Source organism: Bradyrhizobium sp. USDA 10063 (assembly GCF_054063735.1).
The window spans coordinates 8,102,925-8,128,176 of sequence record NZ_JBSSGP010000002.1 but is presented as its reverse complement, the minus strand read 5'-3'; the positions used below and the strand labels follow the sequence as shown (position 1 = coordinate 8,128,176).

Sequence of the window (25,252 nt, the reverse complement as noted above, 5' to 3'; positions counted from 1 at the left end):
AGCTCCTTAAATCAATACAGAAATAGAGATCTAAGGCGATATGGGTTTCGGTATGAGTTCGCACGTCTGCAACGTTATGGACCGAAGCACCTCGAGGTTGGCTCTCTACGCTTTCAACGGTCCGAAAGGTCCTAGAATGAGAGATCTTAAAGGCCTTAGCCCGCATCGCGCCGGTCGCGACAACGCCCGCAGGATTGCAAGATCAACTATCCAGCGCGATGAACCCGATGCACGCATTGACTGCGCGAAAGCGTTCGTGTTCCAATTTTTGCTGCGAACGAACAAACATCTTGACATTATCGGGGCTTAGCAGCGATTCCGGCGTCAGGTACGTGTCAGCTTTCAAACGTTTGGGTCCCGGTCAACTACCAACGCTAGCAATTGATCTAGATGACAGAAACATGTCACCTATCGATTGATCAACGTCGGGCAGGTCCAACGCACCTGCAAAGAGTTCAGCATGCAACATCAGCCGCAATCTTTTCGCGCGAACAGACCTGATCGATGGACGGGCTCGTCGCCTGCAGAACTGCTGCGCGATCAGATCTGCTCCAACTGCGACCTAGCCTTCCTCATGGAAGCGCTACTCCAATGCCTCGGGGCAGCAGCTTGAAGCCATCGGCGGACGCTCCATAGAGGTAAATCATCGCAACTTTCGATCATTCCATTCAAAAACACGATAGTCCGACTGGTTAGCGCGCTTGAGGTCAATTAGAGGTTGTCCACACATTTTGCTTCGTACTTCTCAGGTGTTTTAGTTTGTCTCTTATTGCAAAACGGCTCAAGGTTGTCCGCCCCTCTGAAACCAAGGCCATGACGGCGCGTGCCGCCGAGCTGCGCGATCAGGGCGCAGATGTGATCACGCTCAGTCAAGGCGAACCGGATTTCAAAACGCCGTCCGCGATCTGCGAAGCCGGCATCCGGGCGATCCTCTACGGCCGGACGAAATACACGGCCGTCGCCGGGATCAAGCCGCTGCGCCAGGCTATTCGCGAGAGCTTTCTCCGCGATCACGGTCTCGATTACGAGATCGACCAGATCACGGTGGGCTGCGGCGCCAAGCAGGTCGTCTTCAACGCGCTGTTCGCCAGCCTCGATGCAGGCGACGAGGTGGTGATCCCGACACCGTGCTGGGTCTCCTATCCCGATATGGTGGCGCTCGCCGGCGGCAAGCCGGTTCTCGTTGCCTGCGATGAATTTCATGGCTTCAAGCTGCGCCCGGAGGCGCTGGAGGCGGCGCTCACGGCGCGCACCAAGTGGCTGATGCTGAACTCGCCGTGCAATCCGACAGGCGCGGTCTACAGCCGAAGCGAATTGCGCGCGCTCGCCGCGGTGCTGCGCCGCCATACCCGCATCCATGTGCTTTCCGACGATATCTATGAAAAGCTCACCTATGACGCCGAGTTCGCGACCGTGGCCGCAGTCGCGCCGGACCTTTACGAGCGCACGCTGACGGTCAACGGCGTGTCGAAAGCCGACGCAATGACCGGTTGGCGTGTCGGCTATGGCGCAGGGCCTCTGGCACTGATCAAGGCCATGAACATCATCCAGGGCCAGACCTCCTCACACACGAGCTCGATTTCGCAATACGCCGCCATCGAGGCGCTGGCCGGCGGCCGGAACCATATCAAGCAATTTGCGAGCGCTTTTCGGGAGCGCCGCGATCTCGTTGTCGCCAAACTGAACCAGGCCGAGGGGCTCTCGTGCCGCGTGCCGGACGGTGCCTTTTACGTCTTCGCCTCCTGCGCAGGCGTTATCGGCAAACGCATGCCCGACGGCAAGGTGATCGAGACCGATACCGATTTTGCCATGTATCTGCTCGACGCCTTCGCCGTGGCCGTCGTGCCCGGCAGCGGATTCATGGCCTCACCCTATATCCGCATTTCCTATGCTTCGTCGCTCGAGGATCTGACCCGCGCCTGCGACCGCATCATCGCCGCCTGCGCGGCCCTGTCCTGAAAGATCCGCCGATGTCCCCTGCCAAACGCCTGCGCGCCCGCATGGCCGAGACTGGCCTCGTCCACATCATGGCCGCCCATAGCCCGCTATCGGCGATCCTCGCTGAAGAAGCCGGATTTGATGGCCTATGGGCCTCCGGCTTCGAATTGGCGGCACTCTATGGTCTCGCAGACATGAGCCTGATCTCGATGACACAGCATCTCGACATGCTGCGGGCGATCGCCGGACGCGCGACGCTGCCAATCGTCGCCGACATCGATACGGGCTATGGCAATGCCATCAACGTCATCCATGCCGTCACGGAATACGAGCGCGCCGGCGCCAGCGCCGTTGTCATCGAGGACAAGACCTTTCCAAAGGTCACGAGCCTTGCTGCCGGAGGGCGGCAGGACCTGCTGCGCATTGAGGAGTTCCAGGGCAAGATCGAGGCTGCGATCACGACAAGACGGAACCCGGATTTTCTTATCATCGCTCGCACCGAGGCCCTGATCGCAGGCCTCGGCGAAGCGGAAGCGCTGCACCGCGCGCGAGCCTACGTGGAGGCTGGCGCCGACATGATCCTGATCCATTCAAAGAAGAAGGACCCTTCCGAGATCGAAAGCTTTTCGCGCGCCTGGACCGGATCGGTGCCGCTGGTGATCGTGCCGAACGCCTACCCGGATCTCGACGCTGGGCGCGTCAAGGCACTCCGCAACATCCGCATGATGATCTACGGCAACTACGGCATTCGCGCTTCCGCCACCGCCATGCAGGAGATCTTTCGCCGAATCATTGGCGACGGCGGGGTCCAGAACGTCCACAAGGACATTCTATCGGTGGAGGAGATTTTCAGGCTCCAGAAGATGCACGAAGTTAAGGCGTCTGAAGCTCGCTTCCTTCGCTGAACGCTGCCTTTGGCGCCCTCCGGATACTCAGCGCCCGAGCTCTGCTCAGGCGCTATCCTGACGCTGTTGGGAAAGTTTGAGTAAATGGCTTTGTCCTTCTGGAAAGTCGCGTGCTGACGACTGCGCGAACAGCGATCGCGCCGACCACTCTCACGGGACGCTTAAAGCTCTGAAAAAAGCTGCGAACATCAATTGAAGTCGTGACCCAACCGTACGAATCGTACTGAGAAAGCCGATTTTGCGCGCGACATTTCGCTGATAACAGTAATCCGGCTAACGCATCAAATAATGTGATCGAACATTCATTTTTGGCAATGAGCTGCCGTGGCAATTGGCGGACATTCCAAAGCCACCGGAGCAGAACATGGCTGCCGAACACGATGAAGTGCCCCTCAATGCAATCCGGGTATTTGTGACCATTGCGCGAGAAGGAAGCGTCACGCGCGCGGCGAGAGCATTGGGCACAACACAGAGCTCGGTCAGCCGCTACCTGGCTGTGTTACAGGACTACCTCGGTAGTGACCTCGTGGAACGGCGCGGTCGGCAGAGCGAATTGACGGAATTCGGGAGGCTTTTCGCGAGCACCGTTGCCGAACCGCTTGATACGGTGCTCTTTACCGCTAAGAGAATGCGGCGTCGGAATCGACCGGACGCCAATCGGATTGTGGTCCGCACGTCGCTTTCGACCTTCGCTTACTCCTTTCTGATTCCGAATCTCGAGGCGTTCTCCGCTGAGATGGGTGGCGTCATCGTGGACGTGATCAGTTCATTGTCTCCGCCGACATCCTCCGACAATTTCGACATCCTGATTACTCGCGATCTTTCGGTCATCGAACCGGCCGACGATTGGGAAATTTACACCGAGCAACTCGTCTGTGTGGGCTCTCCAAATTACGTGCAGCGCCAAAACCTCTCAGTCATTCGTTCAATCCCAGTTCTGAACATCACATCCCGACCTGACATACTGCCGACGTGGCTGCGAGCGATGAACCTGACCTCCAAAGATATAAGATCGGGGGCGCGATATGATCATAATTACCTTGCTCTGCCGGCAGTTATGACAGGAAAATGCCTTCTGGTAGCACCCGAAATTATTGTCAGCGATCTGGTGCGCGAGGGGGTTCTGCATGTGATACCAGGATCGCGTACTCCCAGCGGCATGCAATATCGGGCCTATGCAGTCGACCGCAGTGACAATCCCGAAATCGCTCGTGCCTTCTGCCGATGGCTGGTCCGCCTTTGCAAAAAGGCCGCTCTTTTGGAAGCCGCCTAAACCGCATGACGCTATCACGGCGCTTCCAAAAGCGGCATTGCACCGGGTCGATTTTGAGACAGAGGTCCTGAAATTCGGCGCCGCGGCAGTTTTTGTTCGATCCATCTCTGGCTCAACGACAAGCCTTCTCCAAGTCTGACAATCCCCCTCGCAAATTCCTGTTGGCTAACCAGCGGCAAGCAAACCTGGCTGCTCTGCGGGCCGACGGATCACGGCGGAAGGTGCTGCAGAATCGACGAGGATCAACCAGCGCACCGGCGCTTGGGATATCGGCTCTCGGATTATATCGCGAAAGACTAATGACATCGTTGAACAGCATCATCACCCGCAATTGAGATTCGCTGAACGTTGCGGAATTGTTGTTTCACGAAGACGTCGACGGCTTTCCAGATTTTGAGCCTTCCGTTTGCCTGCGGATACGCGGCTTCGAAGTGTGTCGGCAGGTCGGAGCCTCGCAAGACACCACGCCACTCCGTCACAGTATAGCAGCCGGTGAAGTTAACATAGAATATGATCATTCTTCCCTTGAGCTGCCCACTTAGGTCGAACGGCGATCCTATGCATTGCGTATCTGGGGCGTTATTGACGTAAGTGCCCCTGATCGCGCCCTTGTCGTCAATGGAGGCAATGAAGAGAATAGAACCCTCTCTGACTTTTCCATGTTGACGGGACTTGCAGCGACTGCTTTTGCAAAGGGTGCGGCCGCAAACAGCAAAAAGACCCAGCGTAATAAGTCTAGGCAACATCCGTCATTCTCCGGCTTGTTCTTGGGCAGGTTCAGTCGATCGCAGCCAAACCGCGGTCCATCAACGATGGAAAATATCGGATCCGGCGTGGATGGGGGTCCAAATGCCATTCGGATCTTGCGCATCTGGAACGTCGACGATGAGATGCCACAGCGTCTGTAACTTCACCGTTCCATCAGCCTGCACTGTGATTTGCCCGACCCAGCATGTTATCGAGGGCGTTGCTAATGGCCAAAGGACGGCGAAGGCAATGACATCGCCTGCAACATAGCCTGTCACCGGACCGCTGATCTGCTGACCGTCGCTGCTCACGATGCTGGTATAGGTACCCGACACCGCGTTGCCGCCAATGGACAGCTCCATGTGCGAGCCAAGCTCGTTCACCCAGTGCCCGGAGAAGTCCGGAGGTGTCGGCTCTCGCTTCTTGGTCGCGGTCGCCGAAACTTGCTTCAGTGCTTTCTCGTGCAGCCTTGCGAGCCTGCAATGATTCCCGCAACGACGGGTGGCCCCAGCTAACATCTCCCTTAATGCTTGTGCACGCCAACGGTACCGCATAGGAAATTGTACCTCCACAAAGGAAATTCGGATTCAGTGGCAAACCGCCGGAGGCCGTCTGGTGTGCAAAAGATCAGAGCCGTGATTGTTATCGCAGCCAATGGCGATCCCTTCGCCGTCGGCGGGAAATCGTGCGAGGGTCTGCGAGCGCCAGCGTTGCGATAGGTTGACGTCCGTTAGTCTGTCTCAACTTGCACGCAGGCATCTGGCGCTGGTGCCTGCACACCGGCAATTACGAACTGATGCCGCAAATCGATCATGCGCAACAACATCCAAATTAACTATGGACGACGGGCGCAACTCGCCGACGTGCTGCTGCCAATGTTGGCGGTCCCGGCGTCATTCGCAGCGATCTCGCGGGATTGACGCTTGCTGCGCAGATGGTCGGCATCGACTTACAGCGTAAACATCGATCAATCTTCATTTGTCCACGGGCAGCGGCCCGCATGCACGGCATCGGGCACAGCTTGATCGCGCACGATGGCCATAATGTCGGTGAGCCGCACCGGGAGTTCGGCGATCATGCCGATGTCCGGTGCAGTAAGTAACGCCTCGCGGCACAACTGGATGGCTTCGTCGCGCGCGAACTGACCGGCCCCGGCCAGCCCGGTCGCATAACCGTGGCGGCCGGCCTTCCACCACGCTTTATGCTCGTTCGACCAGATCAGATAGGTCTCCATCGGTGGCCCTCACTTCAAACCCTTTTCCCGCAAGGGCGCCGCAACCAGCGCGTGGTGTAGATCCGTAGCGGGTGCACCCTTCTATCAATACCGAGGCGCGTTCCCATTAAAGTCAACCCCCGCGTCGACGAGACCAGCGCGTCTCCTGTTCCCGGCTGTGAAATCGATCGCTCTCACACGCGAAGAAAAGCGCGTGTTTCTGCTGACACACGCTATGATTCGGAAGCAATAGGCGAGTGACAAGCATCAACTAATTTGATGGACTATTCTGATTTCGCGATGGATTTGCTCGAACGCCCTTTGCGGCTTGTTGAGTGTCACGTAGTGGCCATTTCTGTTCAAGACGCCCCTTAAGCATTACCGGAAATCCGTTACGACATCAGTTGGTCGCCAGTTCGCGAGCGTGAGAGGAATGTCGTTGGTGTATCACCGACCGGCTCTGGAACGACGTAGCCTGTCGCAGAATCAGCGCCCACCGAGCCGTCCAAGCCGACGCCAAGGGAACAGGTCTGTACGTAACATAAGAACGCGCACTTAATGCTATCGCTGTGTTCGTTACGCCTCACTTTTGTCCGAAGCGCACCAACGATTTGATCTGTCTCCTCCAGCGGCATTCTCCCTGGTTTTGATTTGCGCCAGGAAACTAGTGTTCTGTCTCGCAAATCAGTTTAAATAAATGTGGTTGCTGCAGGCAAGCGGGGAGCTGAGGGATGGCGCGGCCAGTCAAGATGATCACTGCGAGTGAGGAGGTGCGGGCGGAATTGCAGCGCAGGACCAAGGCGTCGACAAGTGCGCATCGTGACCGCTTCCGAGCGAACATCATCCTGCTGCGTCTGGAAGGACTGAAGATCGAGAGTGTCGCCGAGCGGTTGAAGACATCGATGCCCACGGTGTCGACATGGTCCGCGCGCTTCGAGACACACGGCCTCGACGGTCTCAATGACAAGGTCGGTCGCGGGCGCAAGCCGTCGATACCACAGAAGAAAATCGAACGTGTTGTCGCCGAAGTCACGCGTCCGCCGAAAAGCCGCAAGCGCTGGAGCGTGCGCAGCATGGGCCGCCATGCCGGTATATCGCACAGCACCGTGCAGCGTATCTGGTCGAAGAACGGTTTGAAGCCGCATGTCGTGAAGACGTTCAAGCTCTCGAACGATCCAAAATTCGAAGAAAAGTTCTGGGACGTGATCGGGCTCTATCTCGATCCACCGGCCAAGGCTCTGGTGTTATGTTGCGACGAGAAAAGCCAATGCCAGGCTCTGGAGCGTACTCAGCTCGGTCTGCCGCTTGCGCCGAAACGCCCCCGCACGATGACCCACGACTACATCCGGCACGGCACGATCACATTGTTTGCCGCACTCGATGCGATGAAAGGCAAGCTGATCACGCGTACCGAGGAACGCCACACCCATGTCGAATGGCTGAGATTCCTGAAGCAGATCGACCGCGAAACGCCCAAGGAACTCGACGTCCATCTGATCCAGGACAACTATGCCACTCATAAGCACCCGAAGGTCAAGGCGTGGCTTGAACGCCATCCGCGCTTCAAGTCCCACTTCACGCCGACATCTTCGTCGTGGATGAACCTCGTCGAACGCTTCTTTGCTGATCTGACCGCGGACGTGATCCGCTCCGGGAGCTTCGCCTCGATCGGCGAACTCGTCCGTGACATCGAAGCCTATCTCTCCGATCGCAATGCCGCCCCAAGACCCTACACCTGGAAGGCCGAAGGCACCGCGATCCTTGAAAAAATCAACCGCGTCCGTGGCGCACTCGTCAAAGTCGAGGCAGCATGAGTTATTACAGGGCATTTGAGAGTCGGGACACTATAGCGGTTTTCGCCCGATTTGAATCTGGGGGATTCCCAAACGGTTAGCGATGATGGAGACTGTGTGCATTGATTCTCCTTGCCGGCGGGGGCGGGCGGTGCCGAAGGCCTATTCTTGTGACCTGCGGGAACGCGTTATCGAGGCCGTGGCTGCGGGCGCGTCGCGGCGCGAGGCGGCCGAACGCTTCGAGGTGAGTGTAGCATCGGCGGTCAAGTGGGTGCAGCGCTGGCGGGACGATAACAGCGCCGCTGCGAAGCCGCGCGGCGGAAGCGTTTCGCCGCTCGAAGAGTTCGCAACCGAGATTTTGGCTGTGGTTGCTGAGCATCCAGACCTGACCCTGGTGGAGACGCTTGCAGAGCTGCGCAAGCGGAGAATTCGAACCAGCCGCAGCGCGCTCTGGCGCTTTCTCGACCGTCACAACATCACCTTTAAAAAAAAGCCTGCAGGCTACTGAACGGCAGCGAGAGGACGTTGCGCGAGCTCGCCGACGTTGGATACGAGAGCAAGGTTTTCTTGATCCCGCCCGGCTCGTTTTTATCGACGAGACTGCGGTCAGCACAAATCTGGCGCGGCTCCGGGGGCGTGCGCCAAGGGGTGTCAGGGTGATCGGCGCCGTTCCGCTGGGGTCATGGGAGACCATCACTTTCGTGGCGGCCTTGCGCCACAATAAAATGACTGCCCCGATGGTGATCGAGGGAGCTATGACCGGAGAAATGTTCCTCGCCTATGTTGAGCAGTGCTTGGTTCCAACCCTTCGGCGCAACGACATCGTCGTGATGGACAACTGCCGAGTTCACATGGCGCCTGCCGTTAGGCACGCGATTGAGAAGGCAAAGGCGAGCGTGCGGTATCTCCCGAAATACTCGCCTGATCTTAATCCGATCGAGCTGCCCTACAGCAAATTTAAGGCATACTTGCGTAAGGTCGCGGCACGAACAGTTCCGCATCTCACGCGCGCGATCCGTTCGTTCATCCCACAACTAAGCCCACGCGAATGCACCAACTATTTCGCTCACGCAGGCTATGCTTCTAAATGACAGGAATCCGCTTTAGCTAAGGATTGAGACCTTGCTTCGAGCAAAGACAAAGTTCACTCGATATTAATTGCTTTGCGCCGGACGACGGCGCGTCTATTCGGATGAGCAGCCATCATCCTAAAGCCCAAGCCAAAATCCTAGTTGCCATCCCCACCCTCCGCCCATCTAAAATTGCAGCGGGTCTGGGGAGACTTCTTTATGAAGATGTTTTTCGCAGCGCTTGCGCTGCTTGCGGCAATTCCGCCACTGTGGCTGACTGCAAATCCATTGCTGACGCGTAAGCCCGGTTGGCGTGTTTCGATAAGGCCGCCAATGCATCAAGGGCGGCGACCAAGAAAGCTCATGTCGATGACCACGGCCCGGCCAAGGAAGCGATGGCGCGTAAGCTCAACGATCCGGCATCGGCACAATGGCGCGATCTTTTCGCGGTGAAGCGCGCCGGTTGCGGTTGATGCGGGCTTGGGTTTCGGGGGAACATATTCATGCGTATTTTGATCGTGGTGGCGCTCTGCGCTGCCGCGCCAAAGATGCTGTGGGTAAGGGCCGATGGACAGAGAGCCAACGGCAATCCGGCGCTCATAACGCAATTCGAACTCGACAGCAACTCATGCCTTGGCGAACACAACAAGGCAGCCTTGTCTGGCGTGATGGTCAGCGGCGGTGGCTTGGCTGGAGTAGCCGCCGAAATAAAGCGTTCGAACGCAGCAGATACCGTCGCCCGCGGATGTATGGCTGAGAAGGGCTATCTCCAGGTTCCGGAAGATCAAGCCGCGGCAAAACAAGCAGAGCTTGCTGCGATTGCAGAACAAAAACGTCAGCAAGAGGCGCCGGCCGCTGCACCTCCAATTGCGACAAAGAAGCCCGCCACGCCAGCAACATGACTGACGGCAATCAATTCGAAAAGCGCAAGTGGGCTGTACTCATCCGAGGGCGGCCGCCTTGCAGAGGTTGGCTATCGCATGATTACAGGCAGTATGGACACCATATCGACTGCCAATAATGCGAAAGTTATGGAGATCGTCGACACAGGACGGCGCCGACGGTTCAGCATTGAAGCGAAGCAGCGGATTGTGGAGGAGAGTTATTGCTGTGGCGATCCTGTTTCTGTCGTTGCTCGCCGCCACGGACTTTTTCCTGGTCAACTGTTCGGGTGGCGACGCCTGGCGCGGCAGGGCACTCTTGCAGCGCTGAACGCCAAAGATGGCGATTACGGGTTTGTCGCGGCGCTGATTGAGCCGGAGCCAACGAGAAGCGAAGGGAGCCGTGACGACGCTCGCTGCGAGCAGACTGTTGGACGGATGGAGATCGTGCTCGGCAGCGGTGTTCGTCTGATCGTTGGCGTGGATGTCGATACCGCCGCTTTGTCGCGCGTCTTGAGAGTGCTGGAGGGGCGATGATCCCGATTCCGACGGGCGTTCGTGTCTGGCTTGCCACCGGCTACACCGACATGCGGTGCGGCTTTCCGAGTTTGGCTCTCCGCGTGCAGGAAGTGCTCAAGCAAAATCCGCTCGGCGGGAATCTTTTTTGCTTCAGGGGGAAGCGCGGCGATCTTTTGAAGGTCATTTGGCACGATGGCCAGGGGGCATGTCTGTTTACAAAAAGACTCGAGAGAGGAAGGTTCGTCTGGCCTTCGGTGGCAGGCGAAGCAGTGACGATCTCTCCGGCGCAATTGAGCTATCTCTTGTCCGGAATCGACTGGCGCAATCCTCAAGAAACGTGGCGTCCAACGCGAGTTGGATAGCGATTTGCGGTTGAACTTGCCAGCAAATATGATTCATTGGCTTCATGAGTCTGAAGCCGGATGATCTTCCCTTGGACCTTGCCAGCGCCCAGGCCGCACTGCTGGTCGAACGTGAATCGTTGCGGGCTGAACGCGAAGCGCGGCTGAAGGTTGAGGTTGAGCGCGATGCGGCCGTGGCCCAAGCCGCCAAGGTACAGGTCGAGGCCATCAATTGGCAGGTCGAAGCCGCCAGTGCGCAGGCGAAGCTGTCCGACACCGAAGCGTTGATCGCGCATCTGCAGCTCACGATCGAGAAGCTGAAACGAGAGTTGCACGGGCCGCGCTCCGAACGCACGGCACGGCTGATCGAGCAGCTGGAGCTGCAGCTGGAAGACCTGGTGACGTCAGCGACCGAGGATGAGCTCGCAGCACAGGCCGCGGCGGCGAAAACCCAGACCGTGCGCGCCTTCACGCGCAAGCGACCGATCCGCAAGCCCTGGCCGGATGACATCGAACGCGAGCGCGTCGTCATCGATCCCCCGGCCGCCTGCGCCTGCTGCGGCGGATCGCGGCTGTCGAAGCTGGGCGAGGATGTGACCCGGACATTGGAAGCGATCCCGCGCCGTTACAAGCTGATCGAGACGGTGCGCGAGAAGTTCACCTGTCGGGATTGCGAGGCGATCACGCAGCCGCCGGCGCCGTTCCACGCCACGCCGCGCGGCTTCATCGGTCCCAGTCTGTTGGCGATGATCCTCGTCGATAAATTTAACCAGCATCTGCCACTCAATCGTCAGAGCACGCGCTTCAAGTGCGAAGGGATCGACCTGTCGACGCAAACGCTGGCCGATCAGGTCGGCTACGGAACCTTCGCCGTCATGCCGCTCTTCGAGCTGATCAAGAGCCATGTGTTCGCCGCCGAGCGGCTTCACGGTGACGACACCACCATCCGCATTCTGGCGAAGAGCAAGTGCACGACCGGACGGATCTGGACCTACGTGCGTGACGATCGTCCCTTCGGTGGCACCGCGCCGCCGGCGGCGGTCTATTACGCCTCCGGCGACCGGCGGGGTGAGCACCCGCAGAAACATCTGGCGCTGTTCAACGGCATCCTGCAGGCGGATTGCTATAACGGCTTCGAGCCACTGTTCGATCCGAAGAAAAAAGTGTTGCCGATCACGCCGGGATTTTGCCTTGCGCATGCGAGACGGAAGTTCTTCGAGCTGGCCGACATCGGAAAAAATGCGCGGGAGGGCAAGAAAGGCAAGCCGATCTCCCCGATGGCGCTGGAGGCCGTCAAGCGCCTCGATGCACTCTTCGCCATCGAGCGCGAGATCAACGGCCTGACCGCCGCCGAGCGAGTTGCCGTGCGACAGCAAAAGAGCAAGCCGCTGTTCGATGAGATGCACGAGTGGTTGACCACGGAACGCGCTACTCTCTCTCGCGCCTCCGAGGTCCGCGGGCCGATCGATTACATGCTCAAGCGCTGGACCGACTTCGCCCGCTTCCTCGATGACGGCAGAATCTGCCTGACCAACAACGCGGCGGAAAGAGCGCTGCGTGGTATCGCTCTTGGACGACGTAACTGGACCTTTGCCGGCTCTCAGCGCGGTGCTGACCGTGCCGCCGTCATGCTGACACTCATCACAACCGCACGCCTCAATGACGTTGACCCGCAAGCCTGGCTCGCCGACATCCTCGCGCGCATCGCCGATCTGCCTGCTTCGCGCCTGCACGAGCTGCTTCCCTGGGAATGGAAAAGGCTGCGCGAGGTCGAAAAGCCCGCCGATCAGCGGCCCGTCGCAGCCTGAACTGTCCTCCATCATAACGCAGTCACGACTGCTCGCGCGAGAGACCGTTACGCGGCCTTCCTCTGATGCGTACAGTGGGCTCACGAACTCGCTAAGAAGGATGGTGAGCGCGCGCACGATCAGCGCCACGAAGAGTGGTCGAGCAGGAACAAGGCTGCGGTTGATGCGGCGCAGTTGGCTCTGCGGTCTGCGATCCTGGTCAATGGCAGCGCTGCGGTCGCGCTATTGGCATTCATAGGGAGCTTGGCCGCTCAGGGGCGCGTTGGAGGCACCGCCGGCGGCGTCGCGTTCGCGCTGCTGGCCACGGTTGCGGCATACATCATCAACCTCCTGCAGGCAGACAGCGTCGCCGCAAAAAAGCGGATATGGATCACCCTTGGGTGAGCCCGACGCCTCGATCGAAGCGGCTCCTACGCGCCGCACGGATCCTTCATGTCTTCCATCTTGGTCGGGCTTACTTCCTTGGGCTGCTTCGTTACCGGAATCATCGACGTGAAGAATGCTGTCAGCAAAATCGGCACGACTCAGCTTACACCCCCGCATCCTTGACACCCGGGCCAACGGCGATCAGAACTGTCCAATGGTGTGATAACACAAACTGACGCCGTTTGTGCGCGAGCGCCGCGATCGCAACAAGATTAGGCCGATGATGAAATTTGCGAAGACACGGCCGGAAATGTTTTGGTCTATCGTCGGTGCGGCTGTTGGCACGATTCCCGGATTTTTGGTAGGCGGAATGGGAATAGCAGCGGGTGGCGGGGCAAGAGGCGTTTCGTCATCGGTTGTCTTGATCATCTTTGCTGTCATCGGCGGCTTGGGTGGGCAACCGCCTGGGCATTGCGATTGGCCGCCGGCGCGAACCGGAATCGGATTGAAGGGTTCGATTATGCGACTCCTTTTTTCAATCGCTGTGACCGCCCTCGTGGTGATCGGCGCTTTCGCGGCTATCCGGTACATCGCCGGGAACTGATCGGGTGGTGCCGTCGCCCCGCTCCGGCCCGGAGCGAAGTGGCGCGACGCTCCGGAACCTTAAGCAGCGCGTTTCATCGTGCTTCCAACGCCGCCAGGCGAGCTTCCAGATCGTCCATCTTGCCTTCTTTTGGTTATGGGCGATCAGGTACGGCACGTACTTGGAATACTCGGACTGCCACACCTCGCCTTCATTCCGCGGCGGTGTAATCGCGTCTGGGCACACCTCGTGGGCATCCTGAGCGAAGACACTAAAGGTTGGGAGGAAGCGAGCGCCGCGCGCGAACGTCCTGGTTAACTTGGATCGCTCGAGCCGAAAGCCGCGAACGATACGGCGCGTTCAGCAGCAATAGAAAAAGCGCTCTGTTGGCTTCATAGCTGGCGGCGGATCGGCTGCTTCTTGAACCCCTCATTACCAGCGTGCCTTCGGTCGTGCAGACCGACCACAACCACCTTCGCCCCTGCTGATTTAAGAAAACCTCGAACACTGGAAATCGCTCAGACATAGCATCAGCCCCTTAAGCCAAAACCCCACCAGCAATCTGCATTCCCGCATCCACAGCGCAACCTACGCCGCTGCGACTTCCCGTGTTGCGCCGTCCTGGTCTTGTGCGCACTGCTGTGTGGGTTCTAAAGCCTTGATGGACCGCCTCCATCTACCGATTCCCTCAAGCGAAGTGTTTTTCGGCGCCAACAGAGCCCTGAACTCGAGCCCTGCCGTGGAGATGCTCATTTGGTTATTTCCGTAGGTCTACAGGTCTGATTTGCCGAAATCTGTAGAGGGCGGCAGAGGTCTCGCCAAGGATCCGGCATCTAGCGTCCTCGTCTGGGACGAGTTCCTGAAGCCACTCCAGCGTCTGCGCATAGGATGGCGCATAGGCGTGGTCGGCCGCTACGTGCGGCCACTCCGAGCCCCAGAGCAGCTGTTCCGGCCCGGGCTCCTCCAGCATCCTATTCGCCGCTGGCTTGGCCCAGCCATCTCTGACGCGTCCGATCCCCGACAGCTTCACCCACGCCTCGGCACCTTTAGCGAGCGCCAGGAGCCGGTCCAAGCGTGGATCCCAGGCGGGATCGCGGGCGCTATCGGCAACTCCAAAGCCACGGAACACCAGACGATGGCCGTCAGCCAGCAGCAGCTCCGCCCAAGCGCTCACGTCCTTCGAGGCCGCCGGACACTTCCAGGTGCAGGCCCAGCTGAAGGGCAGCCTCGAACGACTCGGCCAGTGGATCGGGATCGTCGAAGGTTAACGCCAAACCAACGGCGCCTGATCGGGCCCACCCGTGAAGGACCTCAGGCGCTAGTGGTTGCACGAGGGGCGGAACGAGCCTCACCGGCATTTGGGCCTGGCTCGCCTGGGCGAACAGCTCCGTCAGGTCGCCGCTCAGGAATGCGGGCTGGACCAGGACCAGCCCGGTGATCGCGCAATCGCGCGCGGCGCCTTCCAGCTGTTCCATGGAGCCGTCGATGACGGGCACGGCCCGCCGAGCCTCTCGCCGGAAGGCATGGACCTCGCAGTCGATCCTCATTGAGCGCCCTCGCCGCGGAGCGCAGCCGGCAGAGCGCCCGAAAGACTGCAGCCGAAAAACGGGTCCTCGACCGCAGCGCGTCGGCCGTAGAGGCTCTCCAGCCTCTGCTCAATCACGCGGCCACGAACATCCTGGAGCGCGTCCGGGCCGTGGCGATCGGCCGTCATGATCTCGCCGATCGCGCCAAGCCTTAAGGTCGAATACTCGCGCGCCATTACAAATCCCGGCTCGCTGTAGATACTCATTTGGTTATTTGCTCAGCATATAAGTCTTGGTTGCAGAAAAAAACGTACCAGATGCAAATAAGTGGAGAGGATCTGGTTCTCTCGCAGCTGCGCCCATTTTTGAAGGTGGGCTCCTTGATCTTGATGATCATCTTGCTCGATACAACTACCTCGCGCGCGGAGTCCAGAATTATTGTACCAGCCATGCATAAGCATGCGATCGTTAGCTTGTCCTATATCCAGGCTTTCGAAAGGTGGTAGTGCGCGCCGCGAAGCGCAGCCCCGACGTTCGAGACCAGTTCCCGATTGATGTTGTCGATCAGCTCGTCTCTGCCGAAAGGCACGAGCTTTCTACTCGGAGAAGGTCTTAGAGAAGACGCAATCGAGGGGAAGCAGAAAGCAAATATCCGCGGGCAGGACAACTAAACGGGGACGCCGCCTGTCGCATCAGAAAGTCGTCGGAGCAAGCAACGTAACTTACAATGCCTTCGCGCATCTCACCTTCATAAGTGCTGTCGATCTTCTAGCGCCCCCGCTGCTCGATCCAAGTCAACAAGTCGCAGCGTAGCCGAAAAGATGATCCAGTAAAAGAAAAGGTCTGTACGTAACGTACAGAACGCGTTCTTGATTTCGTCACTGTATTCGTGCCGCTTCAATTTTGTCCGAAACGTACCAACGATTTGTTCTGCTTCTCCGGCGGCATTGTCCCTATTTCTGGTTGGCGCTAAGGGCAACAGGCCAAGGATGGAAACCTGACATACGATGCCAGGTCGTTTTGCTCTCTACCAGCTGTTCCTGGGCCGTCGGTCTCGAACGACTGATGTTGTAGCTGTAGCCATCGCAGCATAGGTTCCGAGACCTATCGGAGGTCGTCCGCGAGGTCATTCGCTCCCAGGCCGCGTCAGGCGGTCGCGCTCGAACTCCACGACAAACTACTCGCTGGGCTCACTAAAGCGCGTTTTCCCGTGTCTCGTCAGGATCAAATTTCCCAGCTACGCATCGGACGGCGAACGTCAGCATCGTGTCCCGAATCAACGAGCGGCGGCGGAGGGACGAGGATGGTCTCATCGTTCAGTGCCGGCAGCGACGAGTCTTTACCCTTTTGTGAAGTGGACCCCGGATTTTGGACCAGCGGCTTAGGTGGTGCGGATGCCGTTCCGTTTTGATAAACGGAGCGGACCATGAAGAAGACGAGACGGAAAATCGACGCGGCGCTGAAGGCAAAGATCGCCTTGGAGGCGCTGCGAGAACAATCAACGGTGACGGATCTGGCGCAGCGCTACCAGGTGCATGTGAACCAGATTTACGCCTGGAAGAAGCAGCTTCAGGATCAAGCGGTTCGGGCGTTCGACGCGGGCGCTGGTCGGGATGGCGAGGCGGCCCACGAACTGGAGGTCGAGAAGCTCCACGCCAAGATCGGACAATTGACGGTCGAGCGAGATTTCTTAGCCAGGAGGTCCGGAAGATGAGCGCGCCGGATCGCCGAGGATTGCTTCAGCGCGATCATGAGAGTCTGTCGATCCGCCGGCAATGCCAACTGCTGAGCGTTGCGCGATCGAGCGTATATCGGCCGCCGCGGCCGGCCAATGACAACGACCTTGAGCTGATGCGGCGGATCGACCAGCTGTTCACGGCCTGGCCGTTCCTGGGCTCGCGGCGGCTGACGGCAATGCTCAATGGCGAAGGCTGTCGCATCAATCGCAAGCGTGTGCAGCGGTTGATGCGCAAGATGGGCATCGCAGCGCTGGGACCAAAGCCCAGAACCACAAAGCCGGCGCCGGGACACAAGATCTTCCCGTATCTCCTGCGCCATCTGGCGATCGACCGGCCGAATCAAGTGTGGGCGGCCGATATCACCTATGTGCCGATCGGCCAGGGCTTTCTGTATCTGGTGGCGATCATCGATTGGGCGAGCCGTGCGGTGCTGGCCTGGCGCCTGTCGAACACGATGGACACATCGTTCTGCGTGTCTGCGCTCGAAGAGGCCTTGGCACGCTTCGGCCGGCCTGAGATCTTCAATACCGACCAGGGCAGCCAGTTCACCAGCGCCACCTTCACCGGCACGCTGGCCGCCACCGGCGTCAGGATCTCGATGGACGGTCGCGGGCGCTGGATGGACAACGTGTTCATCGAGCGGCTGTGGCGCTCGCTCAAATACGAGGACATCTATCTCAAGGGTTATTCGGATGGCCACGAGGCCAAAGCCGGAATCGCCCGATGGATCGAGTTTTACAATTTCCAGCGCCCTCATCAGGCGCTGGAAAACCGCGCGCCGATGGCGGTCTGGCGGGCCGGTGTCACCGGCGCATTCGGCGAAGAGGCTGTGGATATGACGCTTCTCGCAAGCGAGAAGCTTGGACAACGCTGCGCGTTGCCCACATCCCCACAGCCACAACAGCAGCAAGCAAGAGTAGCGTAAAGTTATTGGCAAGAACGAACGGCAGCAGTTCCACTTAAGAAACCGGACCCAGTGGTCCTCAGCATAGGGTCCACTTCATTTGCACCTGCTAATTTCTTTAGCTGCAGCCGTGAAGGAATTTCGTTCCGGATTCGCGCTGTAAGTCTCTATGCTCAACCTGCATGACTGACCGAGTATTTGCCCGGTCTCTCATGCGTGAAGGAAAGGAAAGTGCGATGAAAAAGAAAGTTGCCGAAATCAAGACGACTATCCGCACCACCACTCCGTACAAAGGAACGGTCTAAGGTTGTGAGATTGGTCGCCTTGAACGACCCCGCTTTGTAACAAGTACGGCGGAGTAAGCTAGGGAAGGTGGTCTTTCAACCACCTTCCCTAGTGTCAGGACCAGGAAAGCAGAAATGTCTAATTTGATCCAGCCGCGCATTGCTTCGACCATCTCAGCATCCGTCGATGCCAGTCCGATCACGATTTTGAAGGCAGAACCAGGCATGGCGCCAGTGCCGACGATCGAAACGGCGCTCTCCAACTCTGGTTGGTCCCTATCAATCACAGATGGCGACTGGCGCACCGGCGGCTACCTCGCGGGTCTGCAAGACGTTGTCGACGACGAACTGAGATGGGCTGCCGACAACAAGCCGCAACTGATTGAAGCGGACCAGCAATCCTTAAAACGGCTATTTCCTCTCATGGTCAGTGACGGCTTTACCGTGCCTAAGGATCTGACCAACACGTCGACAAAAGAGGAGCGCACACGCTTCTACCATCACGAATATCAAAACAAGCTGTTGGTCGGATTAGCGGAGTTTTTGATCGAATGTGCTTGGGAGCGGAACGAAAGGCGCGTCGTCGTCATCGACCGCGCGTCTTCACTGTCCAATTCCGCCAAGAACCTCATCAAACTTCTCGTCAGGTTGGAGAGCGGTGCGAGTCTGTTTCGATTCATCCTGATCGACTACGAACAGCGCCTTTACTTTCCTGGTGCCAATGAACTGTATTTCGGCAGATACAGTCCGGAGGAGCTGGCGCCGATCCTTAGTCAGGATCTCACTCTGGAAAAGCGACAACAGATCTATGAGGCAAGTCGCGGAAATCCGCTAATGGCGCAGGCTTTGACTAAATGTGAGGCGGCCGGATTGCCGGTCATTGGCTATCTCGACCCAATTGCGGTCGTGGACCTCTATTTGGCGAGTCTGTCCGGCGACGAACGGCGCAGCCTTCTTCAATCATATATTGAGTCCAATTGCACGACATATGATCTGATCGCGCAGCGAAATTATGAGACTTTCGATCACGCGACTGCGGATCAGCTGCACGAGAAGCGCCAACGCGACTGCCTGGAGCAATATTTTTCCGGCGAGGCACCGCTCGTCATGATTCATGCTCTCTCTATCAGGAACAAATACAAGCGGCTGGAACTAGTGGCCGAGCCGAGTGAGATCCTGCAAAGCATCGGTCTCTATGATATATGGTTCAGTTATTTCGGGGAGATTTTTGCTGATCCGGCGCTCCGCGCATTTGGATCAGGAGATGACCCTGTGAACGCGGCATTCATCAGCGCGGCATTTGTGCTCTATTCCCTCGGCTGCGGCCGGGTGTCGGTTCCCTATCTCGATGAATTCTACCAAACCTTCCCCAAGAGCCGATACACACCGACCGTTCTTTATGCCCAATCGATGACTTACGGGCGCTATCAGCAGCCGGTCAATTTGACGGTAGCCGAAGAGTATGCCGTGCGCAATCTTAAAACTATTGAACGCGATCTCAAGGACCACGACAAATATCAGTACATCAAGGTCTTTGCCGAGAATGCTTATGCTTACATTAAAGCACGGCAGGAAAAATACGATGAAGCGCTCGCTCTTTGCGCAGAAGGACATGCGAAGATGCTAGAGGTCTATGGTGACAACCGTTTCAAGCTTCACCAATCGATTCTTATCTACAACACCAGCCAGGTCTATGAATACGTCCATGATCTCGATCGCGCCGAGAGGCAACTGCGCGAGGCCATCGCCTACGACCCCTACTATGGGGAGTATCAGAACGACCTGGGAAACTTGCTTTCCAGAGTGCCCGGCCGTGAAGTAGAGGCTCTAGAAGCATATGCCCGCGCGATTGAGTTATGCCCGCCCTATTACGAAGCCCATCTCAACAGGGCAACATTGCGCGCCAGAGTGGGAGACGCCGCTGGCGCTCTCAGTGACCTCGACAGAGCACTTACAATCAAGCCGAATGAATGGCGAGCCTACTTCGAGAGGGGAAACATCCTGATGGGGCAAGACAAGGCGAAGGCTGCTCTCGAATCCTATCTCTCCGCGTCCGAGATCAACTCCCAAAGCGCAGATCTGCAAAGCAACCTCGGCCTGGCTTATTCAGAGCTTGGCGACAGTGGCGAGAGCATCGCGCATTATCTTCGGGCACTTGCACTCAATCCGCGGCACGCGCTCACGCACAACAATCTGGCCATTGAGTATTTTAACGCGAGTGAGCGAGACAAGTCGCTTCACCATGCCACCGTCGCGGCCGAGATTGGCGGAGACCCGGACTACAACTCTACCCGCGAACATATCCAGATGAGGATGGCAAGCTGATCTTGGCGTGCAGCGAGGGAGGAGTCCCTACCTCTTCCACGCGGCGAATTTTCAAGCGAGCCGGGCAATGGCTCGCTTGCCAATGATCGGCTTTGCGATAAGTGTGTTTAGAGAATGACGCTCGCAACATTGAAACTCAGTCGAGATACCCGGCAGAGTCCGTCCGAAGCGATAAAGCACTATTTCAATCACGACCAGATGGACGCATTTGGAAACCGCTTATTAGCCGCCGACAAGCTTGTAAGAGCTGATCTTGCCTTACCGACGATCGACGACACGATTCGCAGGTCCCAACGGACGGGTTGCCTCTACACTAATCCCCTTCCACCTGAACCTAGGCCGGCCAGAATGTCTCGATGTCGTCAGCCTCTTGAGGCGCCCGTCGCATCCTCAGGGCTTCACCGTACCGACATACCGGCACCACGGCATTCGTTCCTTTGCAGATCCCGAGAGCAGTCAATCTCTTCCAGTTCACCAGCAATTCGCGGCCACACTCACGCGCTGCGCGAGTTAAACGCGATCCAGCACTCGATGCGGCGATGCTTCACCAGAGGTAGCGGCGATCGCGCCATCGATCACAGGGGCCCAGGTTGCGAAACTGAAGGTCAAGCCGAGGACGTCATCGAATGCGGCGGCCTTCTGTCGACGTCATGTCCGGATCTATGGTCGAATGTCGTGTATCATCTGCAACCAGGTTCGCTCCACAGTGCAAGGGTGGGCTGAGCGATGGCCCGACCGAGCACACGGCAACTCCTATTTCTGTCTTATCTTATCACTCAGATCGGGAGTTGGGCATTCAGGATCGGCATCCTGATCGGCCTCCTTCAATCCAGTATGGGGGCGGCGGGCGTTGGAATTGCTGTAATTTTTGTACCTATCATGCTCGGTAGCCTTTTTCTATCGCCCCTGGTCGACAGAGGTGATCCACGGACCATCATGGTAAGCGTTAATGTCATACGCATTCTTGCGCTTCTTCCCATGTTTGGTTCAATCGAGATCGATACCGTTTCAGCCTACGTCTCGATCGCGGTCTTGAGCTTGGTCCAACCCGTCTACATGTCGGCCCAAGTCGCTTTCTTTCGGCGCATCACGCCAGAAGACGGTATGATCTCGGTGCTGCGAAATATTACCAATATCGAGTGGCTCACATATCTTCTGGGAATGTTTGCAGGCGCCATGCTCGTTGGTCAATTGCGCCTGTCCGGAGTTCTGGCTTTTAACATTGCGGCACTTGTGCTTTCCCTGATTGTGCTATTCGCTCTCAAGCAACATTCAACGAAGTCCGCCGGTACCGCCGGAACGCTCCCCTCCGGAACCATTTTGGATTTGAAACCGCTCTATCCAGCCCTCTTTGCAGTTTGTCTTCTTAATCTTGGGGCGGGCATCATCAACGTCTACCCCGCAATACGGGCCACGACTGGAGGAGTGCTTGATAGACGCGTACTCTTGACGATTGTCATGACGAATGGCGCTTGCGGCTTTTTAGGTGCGCTATCCGTCAAGCCGCTCTTCGAGCGGTTAGGAGCCTTGCCAACGATGGCCTACGCAGCGGCGCTCATGTCGGCATCCTTGGTGGCCATGTCACTCGATGCTGGCCTGCCTTTAGTGGTCGCATCCAGCAGCGCGATGCTCGGCCTGGGCCAAACATTCGCGGTTTCTGCCCATACGCACATGGTTTCGTCAGTGGCACCGGATCGCGCCGGGCGTCTTTCCGGCCTGTTTCAATGTTGCATGTACGGTGGCATCGCAGGCAACGGAATCCTCTTCTCGATTCTGGGTGATGAATTTGCTTTCGGGAACATAGTGCTGATGTGTGCGGGTAGCGCATTTCTCGCCTTCGGCGTCGCAACCTTGGCCATAACGCAGACTACACACTCGCAAATATCACGCACGATCGAGCGATAGGTCCGAGATCAATCAGATGCCACGGGATCAGTTGTTTCTTCTAAAACCGCCTTTTGAAGATCCGGCATTTCCAGGCAAAGAATTCTACTGCTGGCACTGTGCCCTGATAGAGGGGGTTCTATCCGCATTCCCAGACCGGAGCACCAACCTCGAGGTTCGTCGAGTTGCTTGGCCGCGGCCGAGGGCTGAGCTTATCGAGAGGCTCGACGTCGATCATCAGTCGGTGCCCGTCCTCATTATGGAGAAGGGAAGTGGTGTACCACCGAAGGCAGAATTCGTGAATGGCCGAGCCTATGTCGACGATCCGCTTGCGATCCTTAAGCTTTTAGTTGTGCGTCACGGATTTCCGGAACCCCATCCGTGAGGATCTGATCGATGCAAGCACATTTCGGGCCGTACACGCCTCCGCCAGCTATCGAAAAAATCACAGAGTGAGCTGCCAACGGTGCGATGCCATCGAACGCAAGCTCTGCCGCGTGCGGACTTCGGGCTTGTTATAACCACGGCATGATCGAAGCACCATGATCGACCTCCTGCAGGTTGCATCGCATGTACAATCAACCATCGATTACGCCCCTCTCCTCGCGGGCAAATGACCCCGTTTTGGTCCTCGCGCGTGAACCACATACCTAGCATAGGTGGCGGAAGGCGCGAGGACAAGAAACCCGACGAATGAAGCAGCTTCACCCGAAATCTCGATAAGGATGTTTTTCTTCTAGTTTGCACCTCGTTAGAGGTGATTCTCGGACCTTTGAGCTGAGTATTTCTGCAATCGCCCAACACCGAAACTCTTTGACTGCCGGCTTTCTTCGTGCATGGTCGCTGACAAGCATGTAAATTGACCGCTTGACGGGCGTGAAGCCGAACGGCGCCACAAGCTCTCCCTTTTCAAGGTTGCTTCTGACCAGCACTTCCGGCGATATCGCAACCCCAAGCCCGCTCTTCGCCGCCTCGATAGCTAGCGAAAATGTATCGAAGACAATATCACGAGATAAACGCAAGGACATTCCAGTCGCCCGAGCCCATTCGTTCCACGCTTCCAACTTAGGCGATTCGTGTAGTAAGGGAATTGACGACATATCTTCTGGGCTTTTCATCAGGTAGGGCGCAGTCGGCGCACATACTGGGCCAATTGTCTCATTGGATACGTGTACCGCATCAACGGGATGCGGCTGCTTCAATACACCGCAAACAAACAATACGTCCACGGCACCAACAGTCACCGAGTTTGGATCGGCGTCCGTTCTGAAATCAAACTCGACATCCGAATGCGCTTGCCGAAATGTACCAATCCGAGGCAAGAGACCGTGCGATAGAAATGTAGATGAGCACCCCACCACTACGGAGCTTCCGATATCGCGCCCTCGCAGTTCGTAGCATCCATGCTCAAGCATTGCGAACGCGCCCGCACAGCAGCGCTTGAGCCGTTCGCCATCGGACGTAAGCCGCACCCCTGACTTGTGGCGAATGAACAACTTCCTCCCAAACCAATCTTCGAGAGTGCGCATCTGATAGCTTACGGCCCCGTGAGTCATGCTTAGTGCTTCAGCTGCCTTTGAGAAGCTTGGAAACTCGCCGACCGCCTCGAAAAGGTGAAGGCTTTTCAAGATCGGCAACTTGCGCATCTTGCTGGCTTCTTTCCGGGCTCTAGGATCCCGATCAATGGGTACTAGGCCTGCCGTGCGCTCCACTCTTTGATTCAAGGGTTGCTAACCTATATTGCGGACTTCACGCGATTGCTCGACTAGACTAATTTGGACCTCATTCAATGTTTGCGGCTTTGTCCATTTAGACTCCCTGCACTTCACGCCGAGCTTAGTTTGCATCCTACATTCTTGCCGTGGCAAGCCGCGGGGCCAAGCGAACACATGAAAAGCCAGGTCTCGGGAGGCATTTCGGCTTTCATTGTGCTCTGCAGGGATCACCAGCATTTTCCCGACAGTTCGCGATGTTCGAGGTCCTGCTTGATGCAGACGACATTGTGCATGTGCTTCTCCAGAGCTTGGGACTGGAGTTCCGCTTGAGAATAGCAAGTGTTGTACCATTGAGGCGTCGCTGAAAATCCGGCCTGGATGGAGATTGTTGCGGGGACTTGCTGAGAGTGGTTGCTTAGGTCGTGGTGAGACTTCTTACACACGTCGGAGATGCGACAGCCCCGCTCCGGCGCATGGCATGGAGTGGACACAACAAGGATTCTTATGCGGGTACTACTTCGATTGTTGGAGGCCTTGATGCGCAAGCAGCTTTACTCGTTGGGCGACGCGCACTGGAAGCGCCTTGAAGCCCTACTGCCATCTGGACGGCGTGGCGCGCATCGGGCGGACGACTGGCTGGTGATCTGCGGGATCGCGCAACATGCTGGGGCCAGCTGGCGGGATTATCCGCCGGAATACGGTCCTACGCGTCGATTTACGACCGCTTCAGCCGCTGGAGCCGAAAGGGTCTCTGGTTCGAGCAATTGAGGCTTTGATCGACGAGACCGGGATGTCGGATCGGGTTCGTTGCGTTGTGCCGGCAAATGGACCTCTTACAGACCCCAAGCGATTGCGATCGATTGTGCGAAACTCAAGGCTTTGAACAACCGCCACCGCAACTTCACGCAGGTCAAGATGGCGAACCCCGTCGGCATCGTCGGGGCGTAGATGACGATCGAGGAGCCGGTTAGCGCCAGAAGCGTCACATCCGGATCCATGGAGCGAACCTAGTGTCAATCGGCTTCCAAATTTTGACCCCCGTATTGCCTCACCTGAGGATGTTACTTTCGGTTGACGGATGTAGCTCCGACTGTCGGCCGGTCCGAGGTTGCGTCATGGCGCTCAGGATCGGAGGGACTGGGGACGTCGCGGAGTGCCCATCACACGCAGCGGCGGCCCCAGTCCCGGGATCACCGGCCAGTGCCGCACCTTCAGCCATGCGCGGGATGATCGTCTCGGCTGCTTTGCGTCTGAGCGATCACAACAAGCGCTGCACGATGGTGTGCTGTGGCGGACCGAACTGTTCGGGGCGTTGTTCAGCGAGGCGACCGAGAATTGCCAGCGCGGTCAGACGGGGCTCGACCGCCAGCCAGCGCTCGATGTCGGCGAGGTGCGGATCGAGCATTGATGGCATTCTCATACGTTTTTTGTATGGCTT

Annotated in this window: 22 protein-coding genes and 1 pseudogene; 16 read left to right on the top strand and 7 right to left on the bottom strand. The window is 57.6% G+C overall.

Annotated features, from left to right (window positions below):
• The first annotated feature begins 759 nt into the window (after positions 1-759).
• The 3 genes from ACVJGD_RS40175 (at position 760) to ACVJGD_RS40165 (ending at position 4,116) form a co-directional block, all read left to right on the top strand.
• Positions 760-1,959: a pyridoxal phosphate-dependent aminotransferase gene (locus ACVJGD_RS40175; protein WP_456639314.1), complete on the top strand. Its 1,200-nt coding sequence runs from the start codon at positions 760-762 to the stop codon at positions 1,957-1,959.
• An 11-nt stretch (positions 1,960-1,970) separates the two neighbouring features.
• Complete coding sequence (locus ACVJGD_RS40170; RefSeq protein ID WP_456639313.1) at positions 1,971-2,843, top strand: isocitrate lyase/phosphoenolpyruvate mutase family protein; 873 nt, start codon at positions 1,971-1,973, stop codon at positions 2,841-2,843.
• 364 nt (positions 2,844-3,207) lie between these two features.
• Positions 3,208-4,116 carry a LysR family transcriptional regulator gene (locus ACVJGD_RS40165; RefSeq protein ID WP_456639312.1) on the top strand — a complete coding sequence of 303 codons (909 nt, stop codon included), beginning with the start codon at positions 3,208-3,210 and terminating at the stop codon, positions 4,114-4,116.
• Positions 4,117-4,412: 296 nt separating this feature from the next.
• Here the strand turns inward: ACVJGD_RS40165 and ACVJGD_RS40160 are convergent, their stop codons facing one another.
• The 3 genes from ACVJGD_RS40160 to ACVJGD_RS40150 all read right to left on the bottom strand — a co-directional run bounded on the left by ACVJGD_RS40160 (position 4,413) and on the right by ACVJGD_RS40150 (position 6,097).
• Complete coding sequence (locus ACVJGD_RS40160; RefSeq protein WP_456639311.1) at positions 4,413-4,862, bottom strand: avidin/streptavidin family protein; 450 nt, start codon at positions 4,860-4,862, stop codon at positions 4,413-4,415.
• Positions 4,863-4,922: 60 nt separating this feature from the next.
• Entirely contained in the window at positions 4,923-5,381 is a 459-nt protein-coding gene (locus ACVJGD_RS40155) for an avidin/streptavidin family protein (RefSeq protein WP_456639310.1), read from the bottom strand.
• Between the two features lie 449 nt (positions 5,382-5,830).
• Positions 5,831-6,097 (bottom strand): hypothetical protein, encoded by a 267-nt coding sequence (locus ACVJGD_RS40150; protein WP_456639309.1) that lies wholly within the window; start codon positions 6,095-6,097, stop codon positions 5,831-5,833.
• 710 nt (positions 6,098-6,807) lie between these two features.
• On the opposite strand from ACVJGD_RS40150, the gene ACVJGD_RS40145 reads away from it, so the two are divergent.
• The 8 genes from ACVJGD_RS40145 to ACVJGD_RS40110 all read left to right on the top strand — a co-directional run bounded on the left by ACVJGD_RS40145 (position 6,808) and on the right by ACVJGD_RS40110 (position 13,458).
• Entirely contained in the window at positions 6,808-7,890 is a 1,083-nt protein-coding gene (locus tag ACVJGD_RS40145) for an IS630 family transposase (RefSeq protein WP_456639308.1), read from the top strand.
• Positions 7,891-7,975: 85 nt separating this feature from the next.
• A protein-coding gene (locus tag ACVJGD_RS40140) for an IS630 family transposase (protein ID WP_456640512.1) occupies positions 7,976-8,960 on the top strand; the annotation gives its coding sequence in 2 pieces (ribosomal slippage) (positions 7,976-8,370 and positions 8,369-8,960; 987 coding nt in all).
• Positions 8,961-9,442: 482 nt separating this feature from the next.
• Positions 9,443-9,841, top strand: a complete 399-nt coding sequence (locus ACVJGD_RS40135) for a hypothetical protein (RefSeq protein WP_456639307.1) — start codon at positions 9,443-9,445, stop codon at positions 9,839-9,841.
• Positions 9,842-9,934: 93 nt separating this feature from the next.
• Entirely contained in the window at positions 9,935-10,357 is a 423-nt protein-coding gene (gene tnpA, locus ACVJGD_RS40130) for an IS66-like element accessory protein TnpA (RefSeq protein WP_456636252.1), read from the top strand.
• Positions 10,354-10,701, top strand: coding sequence for an IS66 family insertion sequence element accessory protein TnpB (gene tnpB, locus ACVJGD_RS40125; protein ID WP_456632751.1), 348 nt, complete (start codon positions 10,354-10,356; stop codon positions 10,699-10,701). Before tnpA ends, tnpB begins: the two co-directional genes overlap by 4 nt.
• Positions 10,702-10,745: 44 nt before the next feature.
• The gene (gene tnpC, locus ACVJGD_RS40120; RefSeq protein WP_456632752.1) at positions 10,746-12,488 is read left to right on the top strand and encodes an IS66 family transposase; all 1,743 of its coding nucleotides are present in this window, start codon (positions 10,746-10,748) and stop codon (positions 12,486-12,488) included.
• A 174-nt stretch (positions 12,489-12,662) separates the two neighbouring features.
• Positions 12,663-12,872, top strand: a complete 210-nt coding sequence (locus tag ACVJGD_RS40115; RefSeq protein WP_456639306.1) for a hypothetical protein — start codon at positions 12,663-12,665, stop codon at positions 12,870-12,872.
• Between the two features lie 262 nt (positions 12,873-13,134).
• The gene (locus tag ACVJGD_RS40110; RefSeq protein WP_456639305.1) at positions 13,135-13,458 is read left to right on the top strand and encodes a hypothetical protein; all 324 of its coding nucleotides are present in this window, start codon (positions 13,135-13,137) and stop codon (positions 13,456-13,458) included.
• Between the two features lie 736 nt (positions 13,459-14,194).
• Here ACVJGD_RS40110 and ACVJGD_RS40105 read toward each other — a convergent pair.
• From ACVJGD_RS40105 to ACVJGD_RS40095, 3 genes are read right to left on the bottom strand one after another with little or no spacing between them, the layout of a single operon-like run.
• Positions 14,195-14,566 carry an amidohydrolase family protein gene (locus ACVJGD_RS40105; RefSeq protein ID WP_456640535.1) on the bottom strand — a complete coding sequence of 124 codons (372 nt, stop codon included), beginning with the start codon at positions 14,564-14,566 and terminating at the stop codon, positions 14,195-14,197.
• Positions 14,567-14,579: 13 nt separating this feature from the next.
• A complete protein-coding gene (locus ACVJGD_RS40100; protein WP_456639304.1) occupies positions 14,580-14,984 on the bottom strand; it encodes a hypothetical protein in 405 nt (134 codons plus the stop codon).
• Entirely contained in the window at positions 14,981-15,229 is a 249-nt protein-coding gene (locus ACVJGD_RS40095) for a hypothetical protein (protein ID WP_456639303.1), read from the bottom strand. The genes ACVJGD_RS40100 and ACVJGD_RS40095 overlap by 4 nt, the downstream gene beginning before the upstream one ends.
• Positions 15,230-16,389: 1,160 nt before the next feature.
• On the opposite strand from ACVJGD_RS40095, the pseudogene ACVJGD_RS40090 reads away from it, so the two are divergent.
• From ACVJGD_RS40090 to ACVJGD_RS40075, 4 genes and pseudogenes are all read left to right on the top strand, one after another.
• Positions 16,390-17,483, top strand: a pseudogene (locus tag ACVJGD_RS40090) (IS3 family transposase); the annotation flags it as partial.
• Positions 17,484-18,025: 542 nt separating this feature from the next.
• Positions 18,026-20,215: a tetratricopeptide repeat protein gene (locus ACVJGD_RS40085; RefSeq protein WP_456639302.1), complete on the top strand. Its 2,190-nt coding sequence runs from the start codon at positions 18,026-18,028 to the stop codon at positions 20,213-20,215.
• 726 nt (positions 20,216-20,941) lie between these two features.
• Positions 20,942-22,120 carry an MFS transporter gene (locus ACVJGD_RS40080; protein WP_456639301.1) on the top strand — a complete coding sequence of 393 codons (1,179 nt, stop codon included), beginning with the start codon at positions 20,942-20,944 and terminating at the stop codon, positions 22,118-22,120.
• Between the two features lie 16 nt (positions 22,121-22,136).
• Positions 22,137-22,484, top strand: coding sequence for a DUF3088 domain-containing protein (locus ACVJGD_RS40075; protein ID WP_456639300.1), 348 nt, complete (start codon positions 22,137-22,139; stop codon positions 22,482-22,484).
• A 319-nt stretch (positions 22,485-22,803) separates the two neighbouring features.
• On the opposite strand, the gene ACVJGD_RS40070 is transcribed toward ACVJGD_RS40075, so the two are convergent.
• Positions 22,804-23,745, bottom strand: coding sequence for a LysR substrate-binding domain-containing protein (locus ACVJGD_RS40070; protein ID WP_456639299.1), 942 nt, complete (start codon positions 23,743-23,745; stop codon positions 22,804-22,806).
• A gap of 1,222 nt (positions 23,746-24,967) precedes the next feature.
• Between ACVJGD_RS40070 and ACVJGD_RS40065 the strand changes: the two genes are divergently transcribed.
• Positions 24,968-25,222, top strand: coding sequence for a hypothetical protein (locus ACVJGD_RS40065; RefSeq protein ID WP_456639298.1), 255 nt, complete (start codon positions 24,968-24,970; stop codon positions 25,220-25,222).
• The last annotated feature ends 30 nt before the right edge of the window (positions 25,223-25,252 follow it).

Excerpts from the sequence above, each read along its gene's own strand:
- ACVJGD_RS40170 (WP_456639313.1), top strand. The coding sequence starts at position 1,971 with ATGTCCCCTGCCAAACGCCTGCGCGCCCGCATGGCCGAGACTGGCCTC.
- ACVJGD_RS40165 (WP_456639312.1), top strand. The coding sequence starts at position 3,208 with ATGGCTGCCGAACACGATGAAGTGCCCCTCAATGCAATCCGGGTATTT.
- ACVJGD_RS40160 (WP_456639311.1), bottom strand. The coding sequence starts at position 4,862 with ATGTTGCCTAGACTTATTACGCTGGGTCTTTTTGCTGTTTGCGGCCGC.
- ACVJGD_RS40155 (WP_456639310.1), bottom strand. The coding sequence starts at position 5,381 with ATGTTAGCTGGGGCCACCCGTCGTTGCGGGAATCATTGCAGGCTCGCA.
- ACVJGD_RS40150 (WP_456639309.1), bottom strand. The coding sequence starts at position 6,097 with ATGGAGACCTATCTGATCTGGTCGAACGAGCATAAAGCGTGGTGGAAG.
- ACVJGD_RS40145 (WP_456639308.1), top strand. The coding sequence starts at position 6,808 with ATGGCGCGGCCAGTCAAGATGATCACTGCGAGTGAGGAGGTGCGGGCG.
- ACVJGD_RS40135 (WP_456639307.1), top strand. The coding sequence starts at position 9,443 with ATGCGTATTTTGATCGTGGTGGCGCTCTGCGCTGCCGCGCCAAAGATG.
- tnpA (WP_456636252.1), top strand. The coding sequence starts at position 9,935 with ATGGACACCATATCGACTGCCAATAATGCGAAAGTTATGGAGATCGTC.
- tnpB (WP_456632751.1), top strand. The coding sequence starts at position 10,354 with ATGATCCCGATTCCGACGGGCGTTCGTGTCTGGCTTGCCACCGGCTAC.
- tnpC (WP_456632752.1), top strand. The coding sequence starts at position 10,746 with ATGAGTCTGAAGCCGGATGATCTTCCCTTGGACCTTGCCAGCGCCCAG.
- ACVJGD_RS40110 (WP_456639305.1), top strand. The coding sequence starts at position 13,135 with ATGATGAAATTTGCGAAGACACGGCCGGAAATGTTTTGGTCTATCGTC.
- ACVJGD_RS40100 (WP_456639304.1), bottom strand. The coding sequence starts at position 14,984 with ATGAGGATCGACTGCGAGGTCCATGCCTTCCGGCGAGAGGCTCGGCGG.
- ACVJGD_RS40095 (WP_456639303.1), bottom strand. The coding sequence starts at position 15,229 with ATGAGTATCTACAGCGAGCCGGGATTTGTAATGGCGCGCGAGTATTCG.
- ACVJGD_RS40085 (WP_456639302.1), top strand. The coding sequence starts at position 18,026 with ATGTCTAATTTGATCCAGCCGCGCATTGCTTCGACCATCTCAGCATCC.
- ACVJGD_RS40080 (WP_456639301.1), top strand. The coding sequence starts at position 20,942 with ATGGCCCGACCGAGCACACGGCAACTCCTATTTCTGTCTTATCTTATC.
- ACVJGD_RS40075 (WP_456639300.1), top strand. The coding sequence starts at position 22,137 with ATGCCACGGGATCAGTTGTTTCTTCTAAAACCGCCTTTTGAAGATCCG.
- ACVJGD_RS40070 (WP_456639299.1), bottom strand. The coding sequence starts at position 23,745 with ATGCGCAAGTTGCCGATCTTGAAAAGCCTTCACCTTTTCGAGGCGGTC.